The 26,777-nt window shown below is 45.1% G+C and carries 17 protein-coding genes; 16 read left to right on the top strand and 1 reads right to left on the bottom strand.

The annotated features are described in order from the left end of the window. Positions 1-536: 536 nt before the first annotated feature. The gene (locus tag HQN90_RS15515) at positions 537-1,649 is read left to right on the top strand and encodes an alpha/beta hydrolase (protein ID WP_173220191.1); all 1,113 of its coding nucleotides are present in this window, start codon (positions 537-539) and stop codon (positions 1,647-1,649) included. Between the two features lie 325 nt (positions 1,650-1,974). Further along, positions 1,975-2,418 (top strand): cell wall hydrolase, encoded by a 444-nt coding sequence (locus HQN90_RS15510; protein ID WP_173220189.1) that lies wholly within the window; start codon positions 1,975-1,977, stop codon positions 2,416-2,418. Between the two features lie 203 nt (positions 2,419-2,621). Here HQN90_RS15510 and HQN90_RS15505 read toward each other — a convergent pair whose 3' ends face one another. Then, the gene (locus HQN90_RS15505) at positions 2,622-3,458 is read right to left on the bottom strand and encodes an AraC family transcriptional regulator (protein ID WP_173220187.1); all 837 of its coding nucleotides are present in this window, start codon (positions 3,456-3,458) and stop codon (positions 2,622-2,624) included. Between the two features lie 255 nt (positions 3,459-3,713). Here HQN90_RS15505 and HQN90_RS15500 point away from each other — a divergent pair, with 255 nt between their 5' ends. From HQN90_RS15500 to HQN90_RS15435, 14 genes are all read left to right on the top strand, one after another. Next, on the top strand, positions 3,714-4,574 hold the full coding sequence (locus HQN90_RS15500; RefSeq protein ID WP_173220185.1) for an AraC family transcriptional regulator: 861 nt from the start codon (positions 3,714-3,716) through the stop codon (positions 4,572-4,574). Positions 4,575-4,686: 112 nt separating this feature from the next. After that, positions 4,687-6,474 carry a family 43 glycosylhydrolase gene (locus tag HQN90_RS15495; RefSeq protein ID WP_173220183.1) on the top strand — a complete coding sequence of 596 codons (1,788 nt, stop codon included), beginning with the start codon at positions 4,687-4,689 and terminating at the stop codon, positions 6,472-6,474. Between the two features lie 83 nt (positions 6,475-6,557). Then, on the top strand, positions 6,558-8,369 hold the full coding sequence (locus HQN90_RS15490; protein WP_173220181.1) for a cache domain-containing sensor histidine kinase: 1,812 nt from the start codon (positions 6,558-6,560) through the stop codon (positions 8,367-8,369). After that, the gene (locus HQN90_RS15485) at positions 8,344-9,948 is read left to right on the top strand and encodes a response regulator (protein ID WP_173220179.1); all 1,605 of its coding nucleotides are present in this window, start codon (positions 8,344-8,346) and stop codon (positions 9,946-9,948) included. Before HQN90_RS15490 ends, HQN90_RS15485 begins: the two co-directional genes overlap by 26 nt. Before the next feature lie 117 nt (positions 9,949-10,065). Further along, the gene (locus tag HQN90_RS15480; protein ID WP_173220177.1) at positions 10,066-11,649 is read left to right on the top strand and encodes an extracellular solute-binding protein; all 1,584 of its coding nucleotides are present in this window, start codon (positions 10,066-10,068) and stop codon (positions 11,647-11,649) included. A gap of 28 nt (positions 11,650-11,677) precedes the next feature. Further along, positions 11,678-12,634 (top strand): ABC transporter permease, encoded by a 957-nt coding sequence (locus HQN90_RS15475; RefSeq protein ID WP_173220175.1) that lies wholly within the window; start codon positions 11,678-11,680, stop codon positions 12,632-12,634. A 13-nt stretch (positions 12,635-12,647) separates the two neighbouring features. Then, positions 12,648-13,541, top strand: a complete 894-nt coding sequence (locus HQN90_RS15470) for a carbohydrate ABC transporter permease (RefSeq protein ID WP_173220173.1) — start codon at positions 12,648-12,650, stop codon at positions 13,539-13,541. A gap of 24 nt (positions 13,542-13,565) precedes the next feature. Then, the gene (locus HQN90_RS15465; protein WP_173220171.1) at positions 13,566-15,578 is read left to right on the top strand and encodes an alpha-L-arabinofuranosidase C-terminal domain-containing protein; all 2,013 of its coding nucleotides are present in this window, start codon (positions 13,566-13,568) and stop codon (positions 15,576-15,578) included. Between the two features lie 128 nt (positions 15,579-15,706). Next, complete coding sequence (locus HQN90_RS15460; protein ID WP_246362444.1) at positions 15,707-17,962, top strand: family 43 glycosylhydrolase; 2,256 nt, start codon at positions 15,707-15,709, stop codon at positions 17,960-17,962. A 331-nt stretch (positions 17,963-18,293) separates the two neighbouring features. Then, positions 18,294-21,305, top strand: coding sequence for a glycoside hydrolase family 2 TIM barrel-domain containing protein (locus HQN90_RS15455; RefSeq protein ID WP_173220167.1), 3,012 nt, complete (start codon positions 18,294-18,296; stop codon positions 21,303-21,305). A gap of 157 nt (positions 21,306-21,462) precedes the next feature. Further along, positions 21,463-23,133 carry a cache domain-containing sensor histidine kinase gene (locus tag HQN90_RS15450; RefSeq protein WP_173220165.1) on the top strand — a complete coding sequence of 557 codons (1,671 nt, stop codon included), beginning with the start codon at positions 21,463-21,465 and terminating at the stop codon, positions 23,131-23,133. Further along, entirely contained in the window at positions 23,115-24,302 is a 1,188-nt protein-coding gene (locus tag HQN90_RS15445) for a response regulator transcription factor (protein WP_173220163.1), read from the top strand. The genes HQN90_RS15450 and HQN90_RS15445 overlap by 19 nt, the downstream gene beginning before the upstream one ends. Positions 24,303-24,456: 154 nt before the next feature. Then, positions 24,457-25,794, top strand: a complete 1,338-nt coding sequence (locus HQN90_RS15440) for an ABC transporter substrate-binding protein (protein WP_173220161.1) — start codon at positions 24,457-24,459, stop codon at positions 25,792-25,794. Positions 25,795-25,894: 100 nt separating this feature from the next. Next, positions 25,895-26,776, top strand: a complete 882-nt coding sequence (locus tag HQN90_RS15435; protein ID WP_173220159.1) for a carbohydrate ABC transporter permease — start codon at positions 25,895-25,897, stop codon at positions 26,774-26,776. The last annotated feature ends 1 nt before the right edge of the window (position 26,777 follow it).

Here is a 26,777-nt window from a genome sequence, read left to right as displayed (position 1 = left end):
GAGGAACTTATGATTTTGAGGAAAAGCAGGAGATGACTTCAAATGCTTACTTATTGTTACCGATAGTTGAACAAACCTAAAGAGGCTGCCGCGTGCAGCCTTTTGTGCAAACGGGCGGGATAACGAAACCTAACTTACATAATTAACATCTAAACAAGAGTGGGACTAGATGAAAGGAATGTTCGTTTGGTTAATTTTAGAATAATTGTAGTATTGTTGATAGGTACCGGGTGGTACTATTTCTTGTTGTTATTAGAATACTATTCAATCTCAATGAAGCATCACATTATCAATAAATATCAACATCACAAGGTAAAGCTAACGATGAACGTTAGTCTAATAGATGGAAGGGCAGCTCCTGTAACTGCCTTTTTTTGTTGTATCCAGAACAAAAAATCATGTCAATAATTTTAATGAATAGGTAAAATTAGTGTATTTAATATCCAATTTATAACATCTAATATATATTGTAACGATGATGGAAGTTCCCATTAGTTGCTACATGCAAATTATTTTAATTGAATGGAGGGTGCAAGTTGAAATTTAGTAAAAAACGAATACTTTTCTTCACTATAATTTCTACATTATTGAGTATTCTGGGAGTAACAGGTTTTATTATCTCTTACAAAGTAACATATTGGGCTAAGCATTTAGGACAATATAAGTTAGGGGATTTAGAAATATTCAGGAAGTATTCATCAACAATAAATATTCTCGCTGTGTGTTCCATTATTCTTTTTTTACTTACAACTCTTATTTTAATGAGAGTCATTCAAAAAAAATCAAGAAAAGCAATTGCAGCTCTATCCTTAACTTTTTCAATAATAATTGGCTCCTATTTATTTCTTTGCCTCTTTATTTATCAGAATCTAGACGGAATTATTAAAATTAATCATCTTGTTTATCAACCTAAAAAGATTGATCAATCTATGTCTGATAAGATTAGCTTACTTTATAGTAATGCTGAAGAGATTAAACTCAACACATCTGACAATATAAACTTGTATGGATGGCTTATAAAAAATTCGAGTGATAAAAAAGCCCCGCTTCTTATATACTTCGGCGGTTCTGGGGAAGAAGTATCTGATATGATATCGATTGCTGAGGATTTAGAGGGATGGTCTGTAGCACTGATTAATTATAGATCGTATGGACTGAGTGAAGGAGAGCCAAGTAAGATTAGTTTATACAATGACGCTAATTCTATTTATGATTACTTTTCAAAAAGAAGCGATATTGATAATAAAAAAATAGTCTCTATGGGATATAGCCTAGGAACGGGAATCGCTGTGAACTTATCAAGTGAACGTTCTACAGCAGGTACAATCCTCGTTTCCCCATATGATAATAATTCCAAATTATTAAGCCATAAAGTATCAAACGTCTTAAAGCTACATAACATGTTTCCTCTTTCGCTGTTTATCGAAGAATCCTTCAATTCATTAGAAAAAGCTCCTTCTATTAAAACTCCGTTATTATGCTTAGCAGGTGACTTAGATATAAATATTCCTATCCAATATTCTAAAAACCTTGTTGCTGCATGGGGAGGAGAAAAAACAATGAAGACGATACATCGTGGTGATCACTTTTTTATATTTTCGAACGGGGAATCTTGGAATGAAATAAAGAACTTTTTAAAGGGAGTATGACCGAAATTAAATTTAGGTTTGTCCCTGTAGTGACCTGGGTTGTGGAGTAGATTCATTAAGAATTAAAAGCTTGTCGACGAGAAACTGACGGGACCTCTTCCCTTCAAGGCCACCAAGGCTGGTACCTATTTCATAAAGTGGAATCGGATGCTCAGGATCGCACAACGAAAATTCAGGTGAATAACGCCAATTGAACTCAGCGATTAAGCTAACCGGCAGCAAAGTGTGGTGGAACGGCTCTTTATTATCGCTCACTATTTGGCCAGAGTAACAAATCCGCTTCACCTACAATATGATGTTTATAGAAATCTAAAGAGGTGAGCTAATGGCAGTCGTAAAAGCCAGAAAACAGGATATTGATATGTTGGCAAGGTTGCTTCGAGCTGAAGCTGAGACCGAAGGCGAGAAGGGCATGCTCCTTGTCGGAAATGTTGGCATTAACCGAATAAGAGCGAATTGCTCCGATTTTAAAGGAATTCGGACAATTCCCCAAATGATTAACCAGCCGCATGCGTTCGAAGCATTGCAACATGGTCTGTACTATCAAAACGCAAGAGAGAGAGAACGCCGTCTGGCCCAGCGGACTGTGAATGGGGAGCGGGATTGGCCAGGCAAATTCTCCCTATGGTATTTCCGTCCAGGAACATTCGATAATCCCGGACCGTGTCCGTCAACTTGGTATAATCAGCCGCTTGCAGGACGATGGAAGAAGCACTGTTTTTATGAACCGACCGCGACAGAATGTGAAAATGTATATAATACTTTTTAATTTTATCAACACAAAGAGCTCAGGATCTCTTAACTTGACTTGTCACAGCCATGTGTCGGTTGGCAAGAACTTTACCTCATTAGATGCCGCGTAAATCGCGGCTTCTTTGCTTGAAATGCGGGCTTTATTTATGATCGGATAGATAAAATGAAGAGACCATACCTCAATCCCGATCCCTCGTGGAGCAGTTTGCTGCGCCATATTTATTGAGTTTTAGTAAATATCTTTCGAAAGTCGCTTGGTCTCACACCGGTTTTACTATGGAACAGGTTCGAAAAATAATGCGCATCGACATATCCAAGCTTATAGCCAATATCGCTTATGGTCAGTTGGGTGTCGAGCAACATCCGTTTAGCGGACTCTATCTTTTTGGAGATGACATAGTGATAGATGGTAGTCCCGACTTCTCTTTTGAATAAGCGATTCATTTGCTTATTGGATATGCCAATATGCGAAGAGAGCTGAGTCGAGTCGAACGGATGAAGGATGCTGTTGTCCAAGAATTGTTTGATAGCTTGTACCGTTGATGTTAAAGCATCCCCTCGTTTACGCAAAGTTTCGGAGAGGCTGACGATGATTCTCATGAGGATGATCTGAAACTCTGATTGCAGTTCCTCAACTGATTTTTCCTTGATGCTTTCAATAGCCTCTTTAAATAAAGATTCCAACCCGCTATTTTGAATGACGACACGGGGAAGCAACTGATAAGCTTCAAGCATCTTCAGAATCCAGATTCCGCTAACGTTTAGCCATATATAGCTCCATTGCTCTTTGTGGTCACAGTCTGAGGCAACTTTATGGCAGCAGCCAGCAGGAAGGATGAACACATCCCCTTGGCGAGCCATATCTGTTTGGGAACCGACCTTTACATATCCTTGCCCTGAGAGTACAAAACCGAACACGGTAATTTTGGCAAGCTTTCGCATATTGCAGTAATCCGTTTCGCAGTAATTAATCCCTAAGAACTGCACGCTCAGAGGAGGAGGCTCTCCAACCGGAGGCAGGTGATATATGGGCCCATGCTTGCTGGTTTTAATCAATATCGTCATCCACCTCTCTGTTATTCATTGATCTTACTTGTAATTAACAAAATATTAGGTTTATCTATCCGGAAATTACTCCATTAGTCTCAATTCTATATTTAGATTAAGGGATGTAAGGTGGATTGGAAATATCACGATTTCAGATTGATTTAACATTTTGTTAGGTAATTGCAACTTGAGTTAAAAGGGGGAAGGGAATATGATGGAGTCAAGTGCTTTGAGTTGTAATCAAGTCTTAAGGAGAAAAAACACATGCAGGAATATGCTCACGAATATGCACAACAGCTATATTTGAACCCTAATGAGTTTTTTAAAATGAGCGGTTTGTGGTGTCTCCGTCTTGGACATAACATAGCCAAACCAACCTATCAGATCGGGCCTAAAAGAATCGAATGCTACAGCCTTCATTTTGTGATTGAAGGTCAATTGCTGCTTCAATATGAAGACCAGGAAGCGATTCTCCAGCCTGGCGATATTTGCTGTTTCTTCCCAAATGAATCGTATTCATATCGCATCTACGAACCACAGGAGACCTTAAAGCTTATCTGGATTGCTTTTCAAGGACCCCAGGCTGCGCCTCTGCTGCAATCGCTGGGACTATCTCAGGTCAACCCCATTCTGCGTGCAAGAGGCGGCAAGGAAATCTGGAATAAGCTATATGCATTACTTCATCATATCTCGGATCAACCGGATGGAGTCCAGGATATGGACTTTTCATTAGAACTGCTGGAAAAGCTATATGCTATCTTTGCCATGCTTATGAAAGCGGGCAGGACTCATAACGATGCCAAAGGCAACGCGGCTGACATACCATGGCTGCAGCGTTCACTTGACTTTATTCAATTGCATTATATGGAAGGAATCAGCATCAGGGAGGTTGCTGAAGCGGCGGGGGTACACAGATCTTACTTCTCGGATATCTTCAAGAAAATGATAGGCGTATCACCTAACCGCTATTTGCACCGACTCAAAATGGAAAAGGCCGCTGCGTTGATCTCATTAGGGGATCGGAATATAACAGAGGTCGCTTATACCGTCGGCTATCCGAGTCTTTATTCGTTCTCGCGAGCTTATCGTAATTATTATGGCCACTCTCCAGGCAGCAAGCTGTGATTCAAATGTCCCTTTTCCTCACTTGACGCACCGCTTTCTCTATTAAGCGTTTGGATAAAGCACGATATACTTATCATAAAAACATAACAGGGAAGAGGAAAGGAAGATTACAATGAAGAGCGATTTTATCATGCAGCCTCCCCATCCTGAAACGGAATGGTCCTCGTGTACAGGCTACTCGGAATCTGCCGTCCTAATAGAACGAATTTTGGATGTCTCCCTTAAAGATGCCAGTATTTGCACAGGGCCGGATGATATGTACTATATGACCGGAACGACAGATGGCTCAAGCTTGCAAGTATGGACCTCCGCAGACTTACAGTCATGGACGGGGCCAGCCGCCGTATGGAGCTTGGAGCAAGAGGGAACGTGGCAAAAGGAGAGCGGGGGTTCCTCTGGTATTTGTGCTCCGGAAATTCACTATGTGAAAGGAACGTTCTGGATCACATACGGGCTAAGTCAAGGCGGCACCGGCTTGCTCCACAGCTTTTCCGACTCTGTCATGGGCCCTTACCAGGATATGGGGAAGATAACAGCCGACGGGCAGGATGCCTCTTTATTTGAGGATGAAGACGGAGCTGTTTATTGGATTTACAGCAATGGCAAAATCGCCAAAATGAATAGGGACATGACCGGTCTTGAGGAAACTCCACGAATGGTAGAAGTACAGCCTTGGAAGGTCGCGGGGCGGGAGGATCATCCCTCGTACATAGGGAATCTGCAGGTAGGAAGTTACGGGGCTTTTTTATATAAGCGGGATGGGTATTACTATATGTTCTGCGCAGATGCGCTCAAGAGAATGGAAAGTGATGCCGTAGATACTTTTGTAGCGGTGAGTCAATCGATCTATGGTCCCTATAGCCGGCGGTATTTGGCGCTCCCCCATGGCGGGCAAATCTCTTTATTTAGCGGGCCGGACAATCAGTTGTATTCTTCTTTTACGGGCTGTGGCAGTTATTCACTGGTTGAGCATTATCCTTCCGTTGTACCAATGTCCTTTGGAGGACCAGGATTCATTAGACCGATTGAGGGAGCGGTGCTTGAGAAGGGAGCAGTGGGAAGTCTTAAGCCCGTCGCGGACTTCCTGATTCGGGATCCTCATATTAGCACAGGACCGGATGGAACGTATTATTTGACGGGGACTTCAGACAAGCCGCATCGAAATTTTTGGGACCGGAATAACCAGCTTCATTTGTGGAGCTCAATGGATCTGAAGGAATGGAACCATGTAGCGAAAGTATGGGATTTATCCGAGAATGGCACATGGGAGAACAACATTTATGAGAATCCTTGTCTTTGGGCCCCGGAGATGATCTACTTGTACGGAACGTTTTGGATCACTTATTCGCTTCAAGGCGGAGGCACCGGTATGATTAAAAGCATATCCGGTCATGCAGAGGGACCGTATATCGATATGGGCCGGATGACGAATACGGATATTGACTCCAGTCTGTTCCAGGATGAGGATGGTCAAGTGTACTTTGTATGGCAGGACGGCAAAATTGCTAGGATGAAGAAGGACATGACAGGCTTCGCAGAAGATCCCTGCAAGCTGTTAAGCTCGGATGGCCAACGCGTAGGCTATGAGGGTGCATTTATCGTAAAGTATAAAGGCAAGTATATTCTTGGAGCCGCAGAGTGGAATGGAGATAAGCGAGTGGACGGCACCTACGATTTAATGTATGCCGTTGCGGATGATTTGTACGGCCCGTATACTCCTAGGCGGCTTGCAGTCCCTCATGGCGGCCACGGAACGATGTTTATCGATCATAATGGCAATCTGATGTCTACTTTTTTTGGCAATGATCGAACCGCTCCTTTTCGGACACGCGTAGGCATTGTCCTGCTTCAAGCTGAAGAGGATGGAGCGGGGCTATGCATAGCGCCTTGTTGTGAGTAATATAAAAACATGAATCAAGCTCTGATCGGGCTGGATTCATGTTTTTTTCTATCAAACGTGAAATGGAAAGGAGCTGCCTGCCCATGAAGTTTTTCTCTTTCAAAAAGTTGATTTCACCTACGGGTAGCATCCAAGGGAAGATCTTTGTCGCCTTTAGTTTGGTAACTCTGATTGGCATTGTGGCTGTGACGAGCATTGTTTATGTGTACATGAGACAAACGGTGAAAAATAATGCCATTACGTCCGTTACGGAAAGCATACGCCAGGCGGACGAATCGTTAAACTTGCGGCTGGAGGAAGTAAGTCGATTAAATACCGTGGTTGCTACCAATAAGACGGTTTTGGATACGCTGCTTAGCAAGACGGAGGAACCCAGCTATGAGTGGTTCCAGGAGCAGAAGCGAATCGAGGAGTTTTTATCCGCTCTGATTGCGTACAAGCCCTACATTTCACGAGTTGCTGTCATCGGGCTGAATGAAAAGGTGTTTTTCGTCGGGTCGCCTTGGCTCGATAAAAATATTTTATTCACACCGATGATGAATGATTTGTTGCAAAATGGCTCAGGGCATGCTTATTTTCATCAAACCGGTTTCAGCAACTCCATTGTAACCGGGCGCGAGCTCCGTTATAACCGTAATTTAATCGGCATGGTGATGTTCGATTTGAATGACGAGATCATTAAAAAAATCTACGATGTCAAACCGACACCAGACAGCATGTTATATGTGGTTGATCAGAAAAATGAGTTCATTTATGAGCCTCAGACGAGCGCGATTGCGAAGGATGTGGTCATTCAACTGGGTGAGGAGTTGGCTGGTAAAGACGGTTCCGTGGAAAGAGTTATTGATCAGAAATCGTATCTAGTCGTCACACGGAAATCCGATTATACAGGATGGTGCACGGTAGCCCTAGTCCCTATGAAGTCGCTATTGACGGAAACGGCACGAATCCGCAATGTATTGGCCACGGTAGCGATTATTGTGTTTATCATTATCGTCATCGGCACGCTGCAGGTATCCTCGAGAATGACAAGAAATATTCGAAGGCTGAGATCGATGATGATGCATGTGATGGAAGGCAACATGACGCTTCCAACCGTCGAAATTCATTCCAAGGATGAAATCGGTCAGCTGTATCATGTATTCAAAAGTATGGTAGAACAATTAAAGCGTTTGCTTGAAGGCATCGTAACGACGGAAAGAGAGAAGCGGGAAGCGGAACTAGCTGTTTTGCAGGCTCAAATTCGTCCTCATTTTCTGTATAACACACTGAATACGGTGAAGTATTTGGCCAAACTTAACGGAGTTCCGAATATAGTTGAGGTATCAGAATCCTTGATAGAACTCATGCGAGGTGTACTGGGAAATACGAATGAATTTCTCTCCTTGCAGGAGGAACTGCAGTATGTCCGCAGTTACGTCAATATTGAAAAATACAAATATGTGGAACCGATTCATTTACAGATAGAAGTCGAGGATGAAGAGCTTCTACAGCTCCATGTTTTAAAATTGATGCTGCAGCCGCTTGTTGAGAATGCCATCATTCATGGTCTGTCCGCCTCGGCGCAGGAGGGACACGTGCTGATACGCATTTATGAAGCCAATAAAGAACTGAAAATTGAAGTCAGAGATACTGGCAAAGGAATGTCGAAAGCGCAGATTGATGCGTTATTTGAAATGAATAAAGTTCAGACAAACACTCGTTTCAGCGGCATGGGCGTTCGCAATGTACACGAACGCATCGTTCGACTGTTCGGAGAGCCTTACGGCGTGTTTGTTTATAGTGAGCCAGATGCGTATACCACGGTGCAGATCAGATTTCCATTGCTGCCAGGTACGGAACGAATCGAAGAGGAGGAGGGCTCAAGGCATGTATCAAGTACTATTGGTAGATGATGAGGCGTTGGCACGCAACGACGTGAAGAGTATGTTGGACTGGGAGAAGCATGGGTTCACGCTATGCGGCGAGGCGTATAACGGTTCCATGGCACTTGCCATGATGGAGCAGCACACGCCGCATATCGCAATTATGGATGTGAGTATGCCTGTCATGAATGGCGTAGAATTGAGCCTCATGATCAGAGAGCGATTTCCCAAAGTGAAGATGATTATGTTAAGCAGTTTTGACGATTACGATTATGTACGGGCTTGTCTCATGAACGGGGCGATGGATTATTTGCTCAAACATCGATTGACGCAGGATGCACTTGTGACACTTTTGGATAAAGCGGTGCAGCAATTGCAGATGGAAGAGCGGGAGCAGGATGTTCGCAGTACTCAAACCCAAATGATGGAACGTCTAAGTCCTGATATTCTTCGGGAATACGTAGCTAATTTGGCCAGGGATGTGCAGGGTGCTGGAGAACAACTATATGCGTATGCGCGTGACAATCATCTATTTCCCCATTCCATCAATTACGGCGTAGCTGCTGTACAAATCGTTCCTTTTTTATTGTTGACGGAGCTGTTTACCGATGTAGAGAAGAACCGGTTCGTGCAGCGGGCAATGGATGTGATGCAAATGGCAATTGGCGATAGTCAGACGCGGACGGTAGGCTATGTGGGGGAGGGACGATTTATTGTCCTATTTTCTTCTGTGGATCGGAGTGAGCATACGGTTACTACTCAAATGAGTCAAGCGTTGAACAGTCTTTCCCATTCAATGGGGAAATTCCTGAACTTGACTTGTATTTATGCCATAGGTCCCCTATATGGAAGTTTGAGACAGCTTGCCGCGAGCTATAGTAGAGCGAATCAGGTGATGAACGAAATTTACTATCAGGATATGCAAACATCAACGCTTAGAGATCCTTTGTTCATGGAAGAAAGGAAGCAGCTGCAGCTTTTTCTAGAGCAGCTGGATTGGGAAAGAACGAACCAAATCATTTCGACCATTTTTGCAGGGCTTGCCAGTCAGCCTGTCTACGCCATCTCGGTACAGCTCATTGTCAGTGAAATGCTTCATCTTGCTGATAGGTCTGTCAAGCGGCATGTTCCCCGTACCTCCTTCGAAGAAGCCGGGCTCCCCTCAAGGAACGAACTGGGACAATTAAGAAGCATTGCTGATCTGGAGATGTGGTCGCTAGCATACTATGCACGTATTATGGAGAACATCAAGAAACAGCATGCAGGGGGGACGTATTCGCGTCATATCCTGAAAGCGGTTCAATTTATTTCAGACCATTATGCTTCCAACAACATTTCCTTGGAGATTACAGCGAATGCCCTCAATTTGCATCCATCTTATTTAAGCCGATTGTTCAAAGAGGAAACACAAATGACTTTTAGTGAATATTTGAACCGAGTTCGGATTAAAACAAGCTGTATGCTCATGGAATCAGGCCGCATTGCTTTGAAACAGATTAGCTTGGAGGTCGGTTTTTTGAATTATACGTACTTTTTTAAAGTGTTTAAAACAATAACCGGTCTGACACCCCAGGCTTATATAGATAGCCTGAAACCATCAAAAAAGTAGAATGGAAAGTCATATATGTGGAATCAACAGCAACAATGAATTGCTTATAATAAGTTCATCCCTTAGAAAACGCTTTCTTGAAAAGGGTGACAACATTTTGATCGGAGGAACGAAAGAATGAAAAGAAATTGGGGGACCGTATTGCTTTCAACCTTAGTCGTTTCCAGTATGACACTTACCGCCTGCAGCTCGGATGCACCGAGTAAAGAGAAAGAGGGGAAAACCCCGGCCAAAGATGTGAAAAGTGTGTCCGTAGATGGATTTCCGATTGTGAAAGACCCGATTAAGCTGAAGATGTTCACAAGAATTGCGCCAACCAATGGACCCTTTAAGGACATGCCGGTGTTTCAGGATTATGAAAAAATGAGCAACATTCAAGTGGAATTTATTGAGGCGCCAACGGATGGTTTTAATGAGAAGAAAAACTTGTTGTTTGCCTCCAATGAGCTCCCTGATGTGATGTATCGCTCTGGCCTCACTCCTTTAGAGGCTATTCGCTATGGTACCGGAGGTCAATTAATCCCACTTGAGAAGCTGATTGATTCGTATGCCCCTAACCTCAAAAAACTAATGGATGCTTATCCAGAGATTCGTTCGTCCATGACAACACCAGAAGGACATATTTATGCTCTCCCAGGTATCGTGACCGTCAACTCCGCTAGAACGGATAAGAGATGGATGAATCAAGCATGGCTGAAGAAGCTGAATCTGAAGGAGCCTGAAACGACGGATGATCTATACGAGGTGCTGAAAGCTTTCCGGGATAAAGATCCGAATGGCAACGGCAAGCAGGATGAAATTCCGATGACTGCACGCAATGGTTTGAGTATCGTACCTATCATGGCAGGGTCTTTTGGCTTGGATTTTCAGTTAGGTTACAACATTAATCTTGAGAATGACAAGGTTAATATTTGGATGGGCAACGATCGGAATAAAGAATTACTGATGTATTTAAATAAGCTGTATTCGGAAAAATTGCTCGATCCGGAGCTTTTTGCCCAGAAGGAAGCGCAGTATTTGACGAAGCAAGGGACAGGTAATACTGGTTTCTTCTTCGATCAGACGAACAATCCCATGTTGGAAACGAAAGTTAACGATCAATATATCGGCATCGCACCGGTCAAAGGACCACATGGTGACAGTCTGCAGCTGGCCGCACCAGTTCCAAGGGATTTTGGGGCGTTTGCCATTACCTCGGTGAATAAGAATCCGGAAGCAACTATGCGCTGGATTGATTATTTCTACAGCGATGAAGGATCCACTTTGCTGCGATTCGGTCGTAAAGGCGACAATTATGAATTGCGCGATGGCATTCCTTATTATACCGATGCCTTCCTGGCGACAGGCAATCAATCCAAAATTACCCCGTATGCCGGAGGCGGGGCGCCGCATCTGATTAGCGAGAAGGTAGCTTCCTACATTAATCCGCCTCAGGTACAGGAAGCTCAGAAGAAGCTGGATCCTTTCATGCCGAAGATTCGCTATGCTGCACCTATGTTTGATGAGCAAACAGCGCAACAAATCAATATACTGCGTAACGATATTGATAAATATTATGAAGAGCAGAGCACCAAATTTATTGCAGGAGCACTTAGCTTCGATAAGTGGGGAGAATTCCAGAATACGCTCAAAAAGATGAAAATGGACGAGCTGCAAAAACTTTACCAAGCCGCTTATGACAACCTCAAAAAGCAAAAATAAGCATGACATGATGGCTGGAGGGCTGCACATGAAAAGTACGACCAATACGGTGGCGCTTGCGTCTCAATCCAAATCGAGGCGCTCCAGCCTCCTGAAATCAATAACCAGCAGATACGATCTCTATCTGATGCTGCTGATACCTATCGTTTGGTACCTTGTGTTCCATTATGGACCTTTGTATGGCTTGCAAATTGCCTTCAGAAACTTCAGTCCAGCCAAAGGGATCAGCGGAAGCGCGTGGGTTGGTTTGGATCATTTCAAGCGCTTTATAGAATCTTATTATTTCTGGAGACTGCTGTGGAACACGATTTCGATTAACTTGTTCTCTCTATTGTTTGCTTTTCCTATTCCCATTCTACTGGCTTTAATCATTACCGAAATTCGCAACAAAGCCTTCAGCAAGATCGTGCAAAATATTACGTACATCCCTCATTTTATTTCTATCGTTGTTATGGTAGGGATGCTGCAGTTGTTTTTATCTCCGCAAGGAGGTCCCGTTAATTCGATCCTTGCAGCATTTGGCGCAGCGCCGGTACGATTTCTCGATTCAGCGGGCTGGTTTAAGTCCATCTTTATCGGGTCCAACATATGGCAAAATATGGGGTGGCAATCGATTATTTATATTGCGGCCCTTAGCGGTGTCAATCCACAGCTGTATGAAGCGGCCAAAATGGATGGAGCAAGCCGGTTACGGCGCATTTGGCATGTATCGATTCCAGGCATTCTCCCAGTTATCGTCATCTTGCTTATTCTCGATGTAGGACATTTCATGAATGTCGGTTTTGAGAAAATTTTGCTCATGCAAAATAATTTGAATTTGGAATCCAGCGATGTCATTTCTACCTTCGTTTACTCGGCAGGTATTTTAAAAGGGGAGTACAGCTATACAGCTGCGATAGGTCTGTTTAACTCTATCATTAACCTTGCGCTGCTGCTGCTCGTGAATCGCTTTGCTCGTAAAAAGGCCGAGACAAGCTTATGGTAAGGAGGGTCGTGTGATGAAGGAACTAACACGCAAGAAAATGAAGTCGGATGAAAAGCTATTCGATGCCATCGTGGGCGCATTGGCTGTTCTAATTGTTGTAGTCGTGCTGTATCCGCTGCTCTTTATCGTCAGCGCATCCTTCAGTGACCCTGCACTGGTGCTGAATGGGGAAGTGATCTTGCTGCCTAAACAAATTACTTTAGAGGCATACAGGAATGTATTTCATAACAATCAGATATGGAACGGATATGGAAATACAATTGTGTATACGCTGATCGGAACGGCGATCAATCTGATCATGACGACTTTAGCCGCCTATCCGTTATCAAGACCAGATCTGCCTGGGCGGGGAGGCATCATGTTTTTTGTAACGCTTACGATGTTTTTCAGTGGCGGCCTCATTCCATCGTATCTCCTTGTTAAGAATTTAGGCATGGTGAACACCATGTGGGCGTTAGTAATTCCGGGTGCAATTGCCACCTATAACCTAATTGTGATGAGAACCTATTTTCAATCCAATATCCCATGGGAAATTCAGGAGGCCGCCCATATTGACGGGTGCTCCAACTGGAAGCTGCTCACGCATGTCATATTGCCTTTATCCAAACCGATATTGGCCGTCATGGTGTTATTTTACGCTGTAGGTCACTGGAATTCCTACTTCAATGCCTTAATTTATATACGCAATAAGGATTTATATCCATTACAGCTCGTGCTGCGTGAAGTGTTAATGGTTAGCCAAGCAGACGCAGTTGACAGCAATGTGGGACTAGAATCCAAAGTGCTGCTGGCTGAGAGTATCAAATATGTGGTGATTATTATTTCCAGCTTGCCGGTACTGCTGATGTATCCTTTTGTACAAAAGCATTTTGTGAAGGGCGTTATGATTGGTTCATTAAAAGGATAAAGAATGGAAGGAAGCGTTGTGTTCATGCAAGCAAGAGCTAAGATCCAGGTGAATAAGAATCAAGTCGGTAATGACAGAATTAATCCTTATCTATTCGGGCATTTTGTGGAAGATATCCGTGATCATATGGATGCTATGTTGGCCTATCCGCTTACGGATATGGATTTTGAAAGTATGGACGGGACATATAGGGGGCTTTCCGGAAGCTGGCGTCCTTATACGAATGGGAAAAGTACAATATATGGTCTCGAGCCCGCTGCTACTCGTCATTCTGGACATAGTCAGCTGGTACGAATTTATAGCGACGACGAGGCGTACGCAGGCATAAGTCAAGCGATTGCTGTCAAACAGGATCGGGATGGCTATTCTTTGGTTCTGTATGCAAGAGCCTCTGTCGAAATTAAGATCGTTGCAGCAGAGATTGTGGATAGGAAGAGTGGAGAAGTACTTGGTTCCACTCGAATCAATATAGGAAGCCATAACTGGAAGCACTATGAATCTCGTCTTACGGTATTGCGGGATTGCGAGCATGCGGAATTCCGATTATATGTACCATCGGATCATGAGCGCTGGCGGGATCATGTATCCACGGGAATGCTTTGGCTGGATCATATTTCGCTGCTTCCTTCTGACAGTGCAGGCAATGTTCGCAAGGAAGTTATGGATATGACCAGGGACCTGAATGCCGGCATGATGCGGCTTGCAGGGAATTATATCAGTGCCTATCATTGGCAGCAGGCTATTGGCCCTGTATATGAGCGCCCCAGCGTCATCAATGAAGCATGGGGTGGATGGACGAATAAGTATTTTGGCACGGATGAGTTTATTGCGTTTTGCCGTGATTTGAATGTAGAGCCTCTTATTTGTGTAAACGATGGTTCAGGCACACCGGAAGAAGCGGCTGAGTGGGTTGAATATTGTAATGGCGGTTTGGATACGCCTATGGGAAAACTGCGGGCCGCTAATGGGCACGTCGAGCCGTATGGCGTGAAGTACTGGGAGATCGGCAACGAAGTTTGGGGAGCATGGCAGGTCGGGCATTGCAGCGCTGAGCAATTCGCAGAACGCTACATACGATTTGCCCAATCCATGAAGGCACGCGATCCCGAGATTAGGCTGCTCGCTTGCGGAGATGACAAAATGGATTGGAACAAGACTCTGCTGGATCGAGCCGCAGAGCACATTGATTATTTAACTTTGCATTTATATCACGGTTACAATCGATTTGGGATGAATGATCGTACGCCAAAAGAAGAACGTTATAAAGCGATGGTCTCTTATCCGGAATGGACGAGGGAAACCGTAAGGCAATTGAGAGAAATATTCAGTTCTACTAACCGTTATGCCCATCTGAAATTGGCAATCACGGAATACAATACGATGTACTATCCGAATACCATGCGCAAGGGGCTTCCCAATGAACATACCCTTGAAGCAGCAGCTGTCATTGCAGCCAATTTGAATGAGTTTATCCGAAATAGCGACTTGATCGAGATAGGCAGCTTTTCCGACTTAGTCAATGGCTGGCTTGGCGGCTGCATCCGAGTAGGGGATTTCTATGCGGATCAGTTTCGCGGTAAGTCCTCAGGCAGAAGCGAAAACTCTTTAATCGTTTATGGCACTCCATCCTATTATGTCATGAAAATGTATGCAAACAGAGACTTGGGCTATGTTGTTCAGAGTCATACCGAATGCGGCAGCTTTAAAGTGAATAGCCTTATGTCTACAGAGCCAAAACTGGATGACCTGCCGAATTTGGACGTCGTGGCTTGTACCAATGTTAGTGGAGATAAGCTGACGATCTTCATAGTGAATCGAGGCTTCGAAGACACCTTAACGGAAGTGCAGCTGGATGGCTTTGCCGAGTCAGGCAAAGCCCATCTATTGGAAATAACAGCGGATCATTATGAATGCATAAATAGTGCGCAAAACCCGAATTCTGTGGTCTGCGAAGGTCATGAATTATCATTTTCCAAATCTCAAGTGACCTGTCAGCTGAGGGCGTCATCCGTCTACGTATTGGAAATCACTCGCTAACAGGAGTAAAGGATAACTGGATGCTGCAAATTAAGAAGACATGGATATTTATGTTGGCTGCGTGTGTTCTTCTTTCAGTGATTTTGGCGATAAAGCCGCAGCTTTGGGGAAAGAAAGGGGCGGACAGGATGGAGATAGCCTTGCGTCAGACCTACCAGAATCCGTTCGTATTGGACCAGGAATGGGAGGATTATGGCATCGGGGATCCTTACATTCTTCGCTTTGACGGCAAATATTATCTCTACTGCAGCACGAAGGATCGCAGAGTCGGGGTCAAGGCATGGAGCTCTGACGATCTTGTGAATTGGCGCTACGAAGGTTTGGTAACAGAGGAAGCTGTCAGTGAGGGAGCTTACGCGCCGGAGGTCGTCTATTGGAACGGATCGTTCTATATGTACACTTCTCCGGCGGGTAAAGGACATTACGTCCTGCAAAGCGACAAGCCGACAGGACCGTTCCTAAAGAAGACAGACAATCTCGGTTTCACGATCGATGGCTCTGTTTTCATCGACGATGATGAGAAATGGTATTTCACCCATGCCAAATTCGGCGGCATTATGGCAAGCCTGATGTCTGATCCGTATACAATCGAAACGGACAAACAGTTGAACGCCTCGCTTGGACATTGGACAGAAGGTTCGATGATCATCAAGCGAAATGGACGTTATTTCATAACTTACACGGGCAATCACATATTTAGCAAAGGTTATCGTGTCAATTACGGGGTAAATCATGACTCTCCGATAGGAACTTATACAATTCCCGAGAACAACCCGATCCTGATTTCCACTGCGGATGATTTCAACGGTCTTGGCCACAGTGCGACGGTCATGGGTCCTGATCTGGATTCGTATTATATCGTCTACCACAACCTGATCGGACGTTCTGCCGAAGGCCCTCCCGTTCGAAAACTGAACCTGGATCGCCTCGTATTCAATGGTGACAAGATGTCCGTTCTCGGGCCGACGCACGGGACACCGCAGGAAGCGCCCGGGATGCCGGTTTTCTGGGATGCGCCAGGCGCTGCGCCATCCGGTGACAAGTGGGAGAGAACGAGTCAAACTGGGGGCGTCGAGACTCTGTTGGCACGAACGGGCACGGGCAGCCGATATACAGCTGAATACAACTTCAAATTGAATGATGTGCAAAGTGTTGGTTCGATTTCTTCACTGGATGCCATATTCGCATACGAGAATTCGGCTAATTACCGCACAGCCCGTGTGAATGAAGCGACGATGGAACTCTCACTGATCGATCGCGTGAACGGCGTCGAAACGGTTGTTGCGACGAAGCCGCTGCCGAAGGGGACCGATCTGACGAAGCTCCATACGATCCGCATCGAGTCGGGCAGCTCCGATACGATGCTCTATTGGGACGGGCTGCTCAAGGTAGAGCAACCCGCAATGGCCGGGAGGGCTGGCCGCATCGGATATGGTTGGCGGCAAGGGGTGAATCCGGAACTGCACTACACGGCCTTTGCGAATGAAGCGAACGGCAGCAGCGATATGAAAGTGATGAAACCGCTGCCCGGCGCGTTGGAAGCCGTTCATGGCGTTCGTGACGGAAACCCAGGCATTCGATCTGGCATAACGCCTGATGGCAGTGATGCTGTATTCTTGTCGAGCAAGGACGAAGGCCTCTCCTTCCCGATAAATGTTCGTGAGGATGGCAGCTATCTGCTCTCGGTTAACGCAGCCAAAACGTCGGCGGGATCAACGTTGGTGATTGAATCAAACGGCACGACTAAGGAGATTAAGCTTGACGCTTCTTTATTTGCGGGCGATACGGAGTGGACGAAAGTACCGCTGGGTGAGTTCGAGATGAAGAAAGGACCGCAATGGCTGTCACTGCGCCGGGCGAAGGGCGAAATCACGCTTAGGTATGTGGAAGCGAGTCTGACGGTTCCCGTGAAGGCGGAGTCGGTCATCAAGCCGACGGCCGTTGGTATTGTCAATCGATTCGGCGGTGATGCCGGTTGGACGGATTACACCGTAAGCTTCGATGTTACCCAGAAAGAAGCAACGGCGGATGAGGCAGGAGTCCTGCTGCGGACGACGAACGAGTCTGAATTCAAGGATCAGGTGAAAGATGCTTTCATGGGCTACACGCTGGCGTTTCATAACGACAGGGTCATTTTGAGGCGGGTAAGTTACGAAAATTCAGCGGATACGGCATCGGGCTACCTTGCGTTTAAGCCTGGTCAAACCCGCAGAATTACCGTAAAGCTGAAAGGAGCATCAATTGCTGTCTTCTCCGGTGATAACAACGAGCCTATCTTGAAGTGGACGGACCCGAATGCGTTTCTTTATGGCCGCGTAGGCTTGCGAGGCGCGTCGACGGCTTGGACGATCTCAGCGCTGACGGTAACTGACAAGAGTTACTAGTGTGAGCCCGGCACCACCGAAGGATAAGGATTTTGCTTTGGACCGCATGCGAGCGTATTGCTCGGTGCGGTTTATTTTTTATCATATAGAAAAGTGAAAGACCTCGATAGAGTCTCCATCGGAACGATTGGATTGTCACATCTTCAAACAAAAGAACGAATAAATCAAACAAAAGAACGATAATGGGCATTTGAATCAGATAGGCCTGCGTATTTCGAAAAAGAATGCACCATTTTCAAACATATGTCTGTGCGAAAATAGGCGCATTCCATCTAAGATGAGAGAGTAGGTTGTAATCGTTTACTAAACACAGGTGAGGGGTCATACGAAAGTGATAAACATTGAGAAATATTGGGAAAACTTAGATGTTCTGCATATCAATAGAATAGCTCCGCGAGCCTATTATATCCCTTATGCGGATGAGACAAGCGCATGCAATCACAAGAGAGGAAAATCCCCGTATTATCAGACTTTGAACGGACTTTGGAAGTTTCAGTATGTACGCAGCGTGAAAGAAGTGCAGGATGGTTTCTACGATGCCGATGCCGATGTGAACGGCTGGGATGACATGATCGTGCCATCCTGTTGGCAGGTGAACGGGTATGACCAGAATCACTACACGAATGTAAACTATCCATTCCCATGTGATCCGCCTTTTGTACCGAATGAGAATCCGGCAGGATTGTATGTCAGGGACTTTCAAATTTCCGAGCAGTGGGCGGACAAAGAGAAATATATGGTTTTCGAAGGTGTCAACTCCTGTATGTATCTATGGGTGAATGGCGCGTTCGTCGGATACAGTCAAGGCAGCCGAGTCCCTGCAGAGTTCGATATCTCACCATATCTGAAGGCTGGCAAGAATCGGATGGCGGTCATGGTGTTGAAATGGTGTGACGGGACGTACCTGGAGGATCAGGATCTGTGGAGATTTTCCGGAATTTTCAGGGATGTCTACCTGCTTGCGCGCAGCAAGAACCATATCCGGGACGTGTTCAACCGCCAGGAGTTGTCGGAAGATATGCGCCAAGCCACCATTCGCTGTGAGATTACAACAACGGGCGCTTTACCCGTCAGAGTCGAATTAAAAGATGCCGCAGACCAGATCATTCAAGAAGGAAACTCACTCATTGATCGAAGCGGAACCATCGAACTTCAAATAGACGAGCCCAAGCTGTGGAATGCAGAGCAGCCTTATTTGTACCAGCTATATGTTTACGCTGGCGACGAAGTGCTGCTGTTTCAAGTCGGTTTTAGAAAAATAGAGATTAAAGATGGTGTCTTCTTAATCAACGGCATGCCGGTCAAATTAAAAGGAGTCAATCGTCATGACTCGCATCCGGAGCTAGGGCAAACGATTCCGATGAATCATATGATCAAGGATTTAATCTTAATGAAGAACCATAATATTAACACAGTTCGTACGTCCCATTATCCAAACGATCCTCGTTTTTTAAATCTGTGTAACGAGTATGGGTTCTATGTCATCGATGAGGCAGATTTGGAATGTCATGGCGTGTTCCACGCAGGAGATTACCATATGCTGACCAAGAATCCGGCTTGGCAGCGAGCTTTCGTCGATCGGGCGGAGCGAATGGTGGAGAGGGACAAGAACCATCCTTCCATCGTGATGTGGTCAATGGGCAACGAGTCCGGTTATGACGTAAACCATATTGCCATGGCAGCATGGACGAAAGCCAGAGATCGTTCCAGACCGGTTCATTATGAGGGCATCGATCCTCGGCATAAGGGCAGCGCCGATACGGAAGTGATCGATGTGGAAGGACGTATGTATTCTTCCCCTGCTTATATTGATGCTTACGCGAGTGACGAGAACAGTACCAAACCGATGTTTTTATGCGAATACAGTCATGCGATGGGGAATGGTCCAGGTGATCTGAAAGATTACTGGGATGTCATCTATAAGCATCCGAAGCTCATGGGCGGCTGTGTCTGGGAATGGTCGGATCATGGCATCAAGACGCGTACCCAGGACGGCACGCCATTCTTTGCTTATGGCGGCGATTTCGGCGATCAACCCAATGACGGCAACTTCTGCATCGATGGGCTCGTGGACCCCGACCGCAAACCGCATACAGGCCTTTTGGAACTGAAAAAAGTGATTGCGCCAATTCGGGTAGAGGCTGCGGACCTGCGTAATGGAGTCATCACAGTGACGAATCTGTATGACTTTCAGGATCTTACCCATATCGTTATGACTTGGAAAGTGGAGAAGGATGGACGAACCACTGAACAGGGAGAGATGAACGAGGTCAATGCTGCTCCTCATCAGACGCAAACCGTAACAATTCCTTATAAGCTGCCAGAGTCGTCAGCAAGCAGATATTTCCTTACCGTAAGCTTCAAACTGCGCCGGGATACCCAGTGTGCTGCAGTAGGACACGAGATTACGTTCGAACAGTTCGAGCTGCCGGTTGTTGTGGAGAAGCTGCCACGAATCGAGACGAGTGCCACAATTGAGCTGCAGCAGCAAGATCACAGCCTAATTGTAGAAGGATTTGATTTCTGCCATGTTTTTGACCTGCATGACGGTACCTTCACGCGGATAACCAAGCATGGCGTGAATATGATTGAGGCTCCTCCGAAGTTCACGATTTGGCGGGCGCCAACCGATAACGACCGCAAAATCAAACGTTTGTGGCTTGAAGACAATTATGATCGTGCGGTTATGCATGTGTACAAGGCGGAGATCAGCAAGCAATCGCAGGCGGATGTGGAGATTACGGTTGATTTCTCACTAGGCGGTTATATTAAGATTCCTCTTCTTCATGGTACAGCCATCTGGAGAATCGACGGTACAGGAGCAATTGACCTGCGCGTGAACGTGAACGTCAGAGAAGGACTTACGTTCCTTCCCCGCTTTGGCTTGCAGCTCACGATGCCTGGCGGAACGGAAGAGGTGGAATATTTTGGACTGGGGCCGCATGAAAGCTACATCGATAAACGCCACAGCGTAAGAAAAGGCAAATATCTGCTGCGTGTGGATGATATGTTCGAGAATTATATTATGCCGCAAGAGAATGGGGCCAGATACGGCACCGAATGGGCGATTGTGTCCAATGAGCAGGGGATGGGCATGCGCTTTACAAGCAATGGCGAATTCAGCTTTAACGCGTCACATTATAGCCCAGAGGACTTAACGCTTGCTGCGCATGATGTTGAGCTGGTGAAACGGAAGGAAACGATCGTTCATCTCGATTACAAGATGAGTGGTGTCGGATCGAATTCGTGTGGTCCGGAGCTTCTGGAGCGATATCGATTGGACGAGAGAGAATTCCAGTTCGAGCTGCACATCATGCCAATTTTTAAAGAAGACGAATCATAATTCCTATAAAATACGTATGGAAGTGTCCCCAAAGTTGCTGACCTAGGGGACACTTGTTTGTCTATTCTCCTTGTTGGATACCATAAACACGATTTAATGTGATAAAATAGAGGTACTCGATGATTATTCTTACTCCATGTTGAAGAAGGCTGATAGGATGAAATCCAAATATTTTCCGTTGAATAAGAGCGTGAACACCAAACTGCTTGTTTTTTTCTTGATAGTAGCGATCCTGCCATTACTTACGCTCTGTTATTTTTCAACCAATAAGTCGTCCGAGATTGTGAATAAACAGTTTGGCAATTATGGACTTTATGCGGTAGACCAGCTCAAGCTTCATCTGGATGCCAGTTTAAAGCAAATGGATAATATTTCAGGAAATATATTAACGTACCTGATCTCCTCATCGATCGTCATTGATGATCATGAACCGGCTACGTATAGTGAGTATATAGAAGAAAAGGGATTAAAGCGGTATATGTCCTCTTTTGAGAACACCAATATATTAAGTGTGAATGTGGTAACGCCGAATGGAAGATTCATGGGCAACGATGGCATCGTAACGGAGCGGCTGCTGAACTCTGACTTTTGGCAGCAAGCGTCGCTGCAATCAGGTAAGCGCATTCTTATTCATCATCCAGATTATTATTCTTCTGCGCCTGCTGGTGATGTCATCAGTTTAATACTACCTATTAAGGATCATTATGGGTTGCCTGCACGAAGTAAAATGCTGATCGATATGAAAGCGGATTCAATCATGAGTCTACTAAAGGCATTTGAAGACGACACGAAAAGCCATTTGCAAGTCCGCAATTTGGATGGGGGGATCGTGCTGCAAACATCCGCTTCTTATGTCTCGCATGCGAATGACATCGTATGGTCGAAGCCGTTGGAATCGGAGAATTGGGTGGTGGAAGCCAGCATTCCATATCCTGTATTCTTCGAATCTTCCCGTATTATCTTGAAATATTCGTTATTTATTGCTGTGATGAGTCTGGTTCTTGGCCTTGTGATGGCCGGCTTCTTCTCTTTCCAGATTACGAAACCGATCAAGAAGATGGCGCAATCTATGCGCAGGTTCGGACAAGGCGAGCTTTCGATTCAGACACCGATCTATGCTTCGGACGAATTAGGTTATCTGAGCGAGACATTCAATCGGATGACGGGCCAAATTAGGGATTTAATCGATGAGATCAGCACGACGGAGAAGCTCAAAAGCGAAGCCGAATTAAAAGCGCTTCACTATCAGATTAATCCGCATTTATTATTCAATACCTTAAACAGTATTCAGTGGAAGGCTCGGCTTGCCGGTCAGACAGACATTCTCAAAATGCTGGAGCATCTGGTGGCGGTGCTGGAAGGCAGCTTTAACGTGAAGCAAGTGTTGGTGCCCCTGCATACGGAGCTTGAGATCATTCATCATTATTTGCAGATGCAGCGATACCGCTATGGGGATGTGTTTACGTATTCCTTACAGATCGAGCCTGATCTTGAGCAGCGCCTCGTTCCGCGTATGGTGCTGCAGCCATTGTTTGAGAACATCTTTTTCCACGGATTTATAGATGGTCAAGGTCATATCGCATTTACGATTAGTTCCAAGGATAATCACATTCATGCAGAGATTGTCGATGACGGCCTTGGCATTCGAGCGGAACATATGGCATTCCTTTCTACAGGTCAAGTCATTCCAGGGAAAACGGGTGGATTGGGGATGAGAAATGTGGATGAACGGTTTAAGCATCATTTTGGCGAACCCTATGGATTAGTTATCCATTCGGAAAGAAATAAAGGAACAAAGGTGAAGTTAAAATGGCCGAAAACACTGTAAACGAACCTTACATTAAAGTGCTCATTGTCGATGACGAACAATTGGTCCGCAAAGGACTGCGCCTGACAACAGATTGGCCCAAGCATCATATGATCGTCGTTGATGACGCGCCCAATGGAAGTATAGGCTGGGACAAGTTTCTGGAACACCGGCCGCATGTGGTTATTACGGACATTGTGATGCCAGAGATGAGCGGCATTGAACTCGCCCAGAAGGTGAGAGCGGAAGCGCCAGATACCAAGATTTTATTCCTGAGCTGCCATAAAGATTTTGAATATGCCAAACAAGGGATACAGATTGGCATTACGGATTACATCGTGAAAACAAGTCTGGATGAACAGAAGTTGGATGAGTGTTTGGATCGTCTGCACCAAGAAATTGCCAAACAGTTGTCTAAACCAACGGGTGCAACCCCTGATGAGCCTTCTGTAGAGCTTAGTGAATTGGATGAATGGCTTATTGATAAGAAACAGATGGCCAGAAATCAGTTCATGCACCGATTGGAGAAGGAATGGAATTGGATGACAGAAGGTGGTTACATGATCCATATCTTTCAAGGCGGGAATTCGCCTTTGAATCGGTCTGATGTATTAAGCGAATTATTCTTTACCATTGCAGAACAAGAGGAAATGCTGCTGCTGCAAAGCGAGGGTAGTTATTTCTTGTTCTGCCGCAGTCAAGGTCTTCAGGCTTGCAGTGAGGAGCTGCTGAGAAGTAAAATCAACAACCGCTCCATCTGTTGGAGGCAGGCAGGACCCATCACGAGCCCCGATCAGTGGATGTCATCCGTACATCGATTGCATCGTCTGAAGCATATTGAACAGGAGTTCGAACTGGTTAATGACGCGCATAAGGAGGATATTCTGAGCGCGATTGACTATATCGACCAGCACCTGTATCTGGATCTCCGGGCGGCCGATATTGCCAGCAAAATTGGCGTAAGCCGCAGTTATTTTAGCACGATTTTTAAGGAAGCGACGGGGTCCAGCATCATTTCATTTATTTCCGACCGGAAATTGGAAAGGGCCAAAGCATTGCTGCGGAGCACCTCGTTCCGGGCAGATGAAATTGCGGAGAAAGTCGGCATTAATGACGCCAAATATTTTTCCAAATGGTTTAAAAAGAGCGCTTCCTTGACGCCTGGCCAGTATCGGCTTCAAACAAAATGACGAGAAAACCAGACAAAAATGCACCTGTCCCTGAAGGGGGGCAGGCATTTTTTCGTTTTCGATAAAGATTACACTTTTTCCAAACATTCGTCGGTATGAAACCCTTTTCATCTGCTTTAACATAAGGATATAAACATACAGGGAGGCATTCTTCATGAAAAGAAAAAGTTGGTCACTCTTATTGGCAAGCTGCTTGTCTATAAGCTTAGTAGGGACAGCTTGTTCCAATTCTTCATCCACAGCAAATACAGCGGGCGGTGCTGCAAGTCCAGCAAGTTCTGACAAAAAAGTTAAGCTGGTGGTATGGATCTGGGAGTCGGCTAAAGTTGGTTTGGACGCAAACATGGAAGCGTTCCAAAAAGAGAATCCGAATATTGAAGTGGAATATCAAATCATGAAATCCACTGATTTATATCAGAAGTATTTGATTTCTTCGAACACGCAAGACGCAGTGCCAGATATCGTAGGTCTGGAATCTACCAATATGGCGCAGATGGTGCAGATTGATTCGCTCCTGGATATTACCAAACGTGTTGAACCGTATAAGGATAAAATGAACGCCTACAAATGGGAAGATGCGACCAAAGACAATAAAGTATACGCCATGCCTTGGGATAGCGGTCCTGTTGTGATGTTCTACCGCAATGATATTTTCGCCAAAGCGGGCTTACCGACGGATCCGAAGGAAGTCGCTCAGAAAATCCAATCATGGGACGATTACTACCAAGCGGCTAAGCAAATTAAGGAGAAAACCGGTGTTCTTATGTTCGGCGACTCCAAGACGAATTCCAGCAACCGTGTGTTTGAATCGATGATGTGGCAGCGTGGTGTCTGGTATTTTGATAAAGAAGGTAATGTATCGGTGGAAAAACCGGAAGTCAAAGAGATTACCGATTATTTGGTCAAAATGCAGAAGGAAGGTCTCGTCTACGATGCGCGCGCTAATACCGATCCTTGGGGGAACGCGATCAAGGAAGGCAAGGTGGCGACTGTAGTAGGCGGTTCCTGGCACGATGCGATTATAGAAGGGCAATATGCGCCTGATGATAAAGGCAAATGGTCCGTAACGACAATGCCAAAATGGTCCAAAGATGATAAGTATACAGGCGCGAATCAAGGCGGATCAAACTTAGCGATCAATAAAAATTCCAAGCATCCGGAAGAAGCGTGGAAATTCATTGAATTTATGTTAGGTAAAGATACGTCGCAAATTACTATGATGAAAAAAGCAGGTCTATTCCCATCTTTAACGACCACTTACAGTGATGCAGCGTTTAATGAACCATCCGCTTATTTTAACAACCAACCTATCCGTCAGGTGTATGCGGAGTCCTTAAAACAAACCTATCCGCTTGCTTATACATCGGATTTCCCGATGGCCAATAAACGGATGACGGACGTATGGGCGCAAATTTTCTTGAATAATGTGTCAACGGATCAAGCACTGAAAGCAATGGCAGACGAGCTTCGTCAGAAAACTAAAAGGAAATAAATCACTTTCGGCATCCTGCCCGATCAACGTATGCTTTGCTGCAGCCGTTTATCGGAGCGATGCCTCCTTTTTTCTTTTTACCCTTTAAGGAGGTACATTCATGAGAAGTCCAGGCTGGAAATTGCAGCTTCGTTTAGCTCCCTATTTTTACATTTCGCCCTACTTTTTACTTTTCTTAGTATTTTCGCTGTACCCGATTATTTATTCGTTCTATCTTAGCTTTACCGATTGGAATGGCTCCAAGGAAAAGAGTTTTATCGGCTTTGAGAACTATACAATTTTACTAAACGACCATACCTTCTGGCTTTCCCTATGGAATAGTGTTGTTATTTTCCTGCTCTATGTGCCGATCATGCTGTTCTTAGCTTTGATTTTTGCTAGTTTACTCAATGCCAATTGGATGGTAGGCAAGGGCTTTTTCAGGATGGCTCTGTTTGTTCCCAATTTTGTGTCCGTTGTTGCTGTGTCCTTTGTATTCGTGCTGTTGTTCAATACACAGGATGGGCTGATCAATACGCTGCTGTCGAATATGCACTGGACAAGTAAACCGATCCCTTGGCTGGAATCACCTTGGTGGGCTCGAATATCTGTCGCGATGATGGTGCTGTATCGTTGGCTCGGCTACAATATGCTGCTGGTGTTAACTGGTCTGCAAAGCATTCCTAAGGACTTGTATGAGGCTGCCTATGTGGATGGAGCGACCAAAATAAAAAGCTTTTTCCTGATTACGGTACCGCTTGTGAAGCAGATTTTACTTTTTTGCACGGTATTATCAACGATTGGGACCTTTTCCTTGTTTACAGAACCGTTCATTCTGACCAAAGGCGGTCCGCTTAATTCAACATTAACGCCTGTTCTAATGTTATTTAATGAAAGCTTCCAGAATTTTAATTTCGGCTATGCCTCTTCGATTGCGGTATGCTTTTTTATTCTGATGATGGTCATTTCTTTGATCCAGATGCGTTTGTTTGATGAAAAATAAG

This window comes from Paenibacillus alba (assembly GCF_013204855.1).
Classification (GTDB): Bacteria; Bacillota; Bacilli; order Paenibacillales; family NBRC-103111; genus Paenibacillus_E; species Paenibacillus_E alba.
This window is presented reverse-complemented; position numbering and strand designations above follow the sequence as displayed.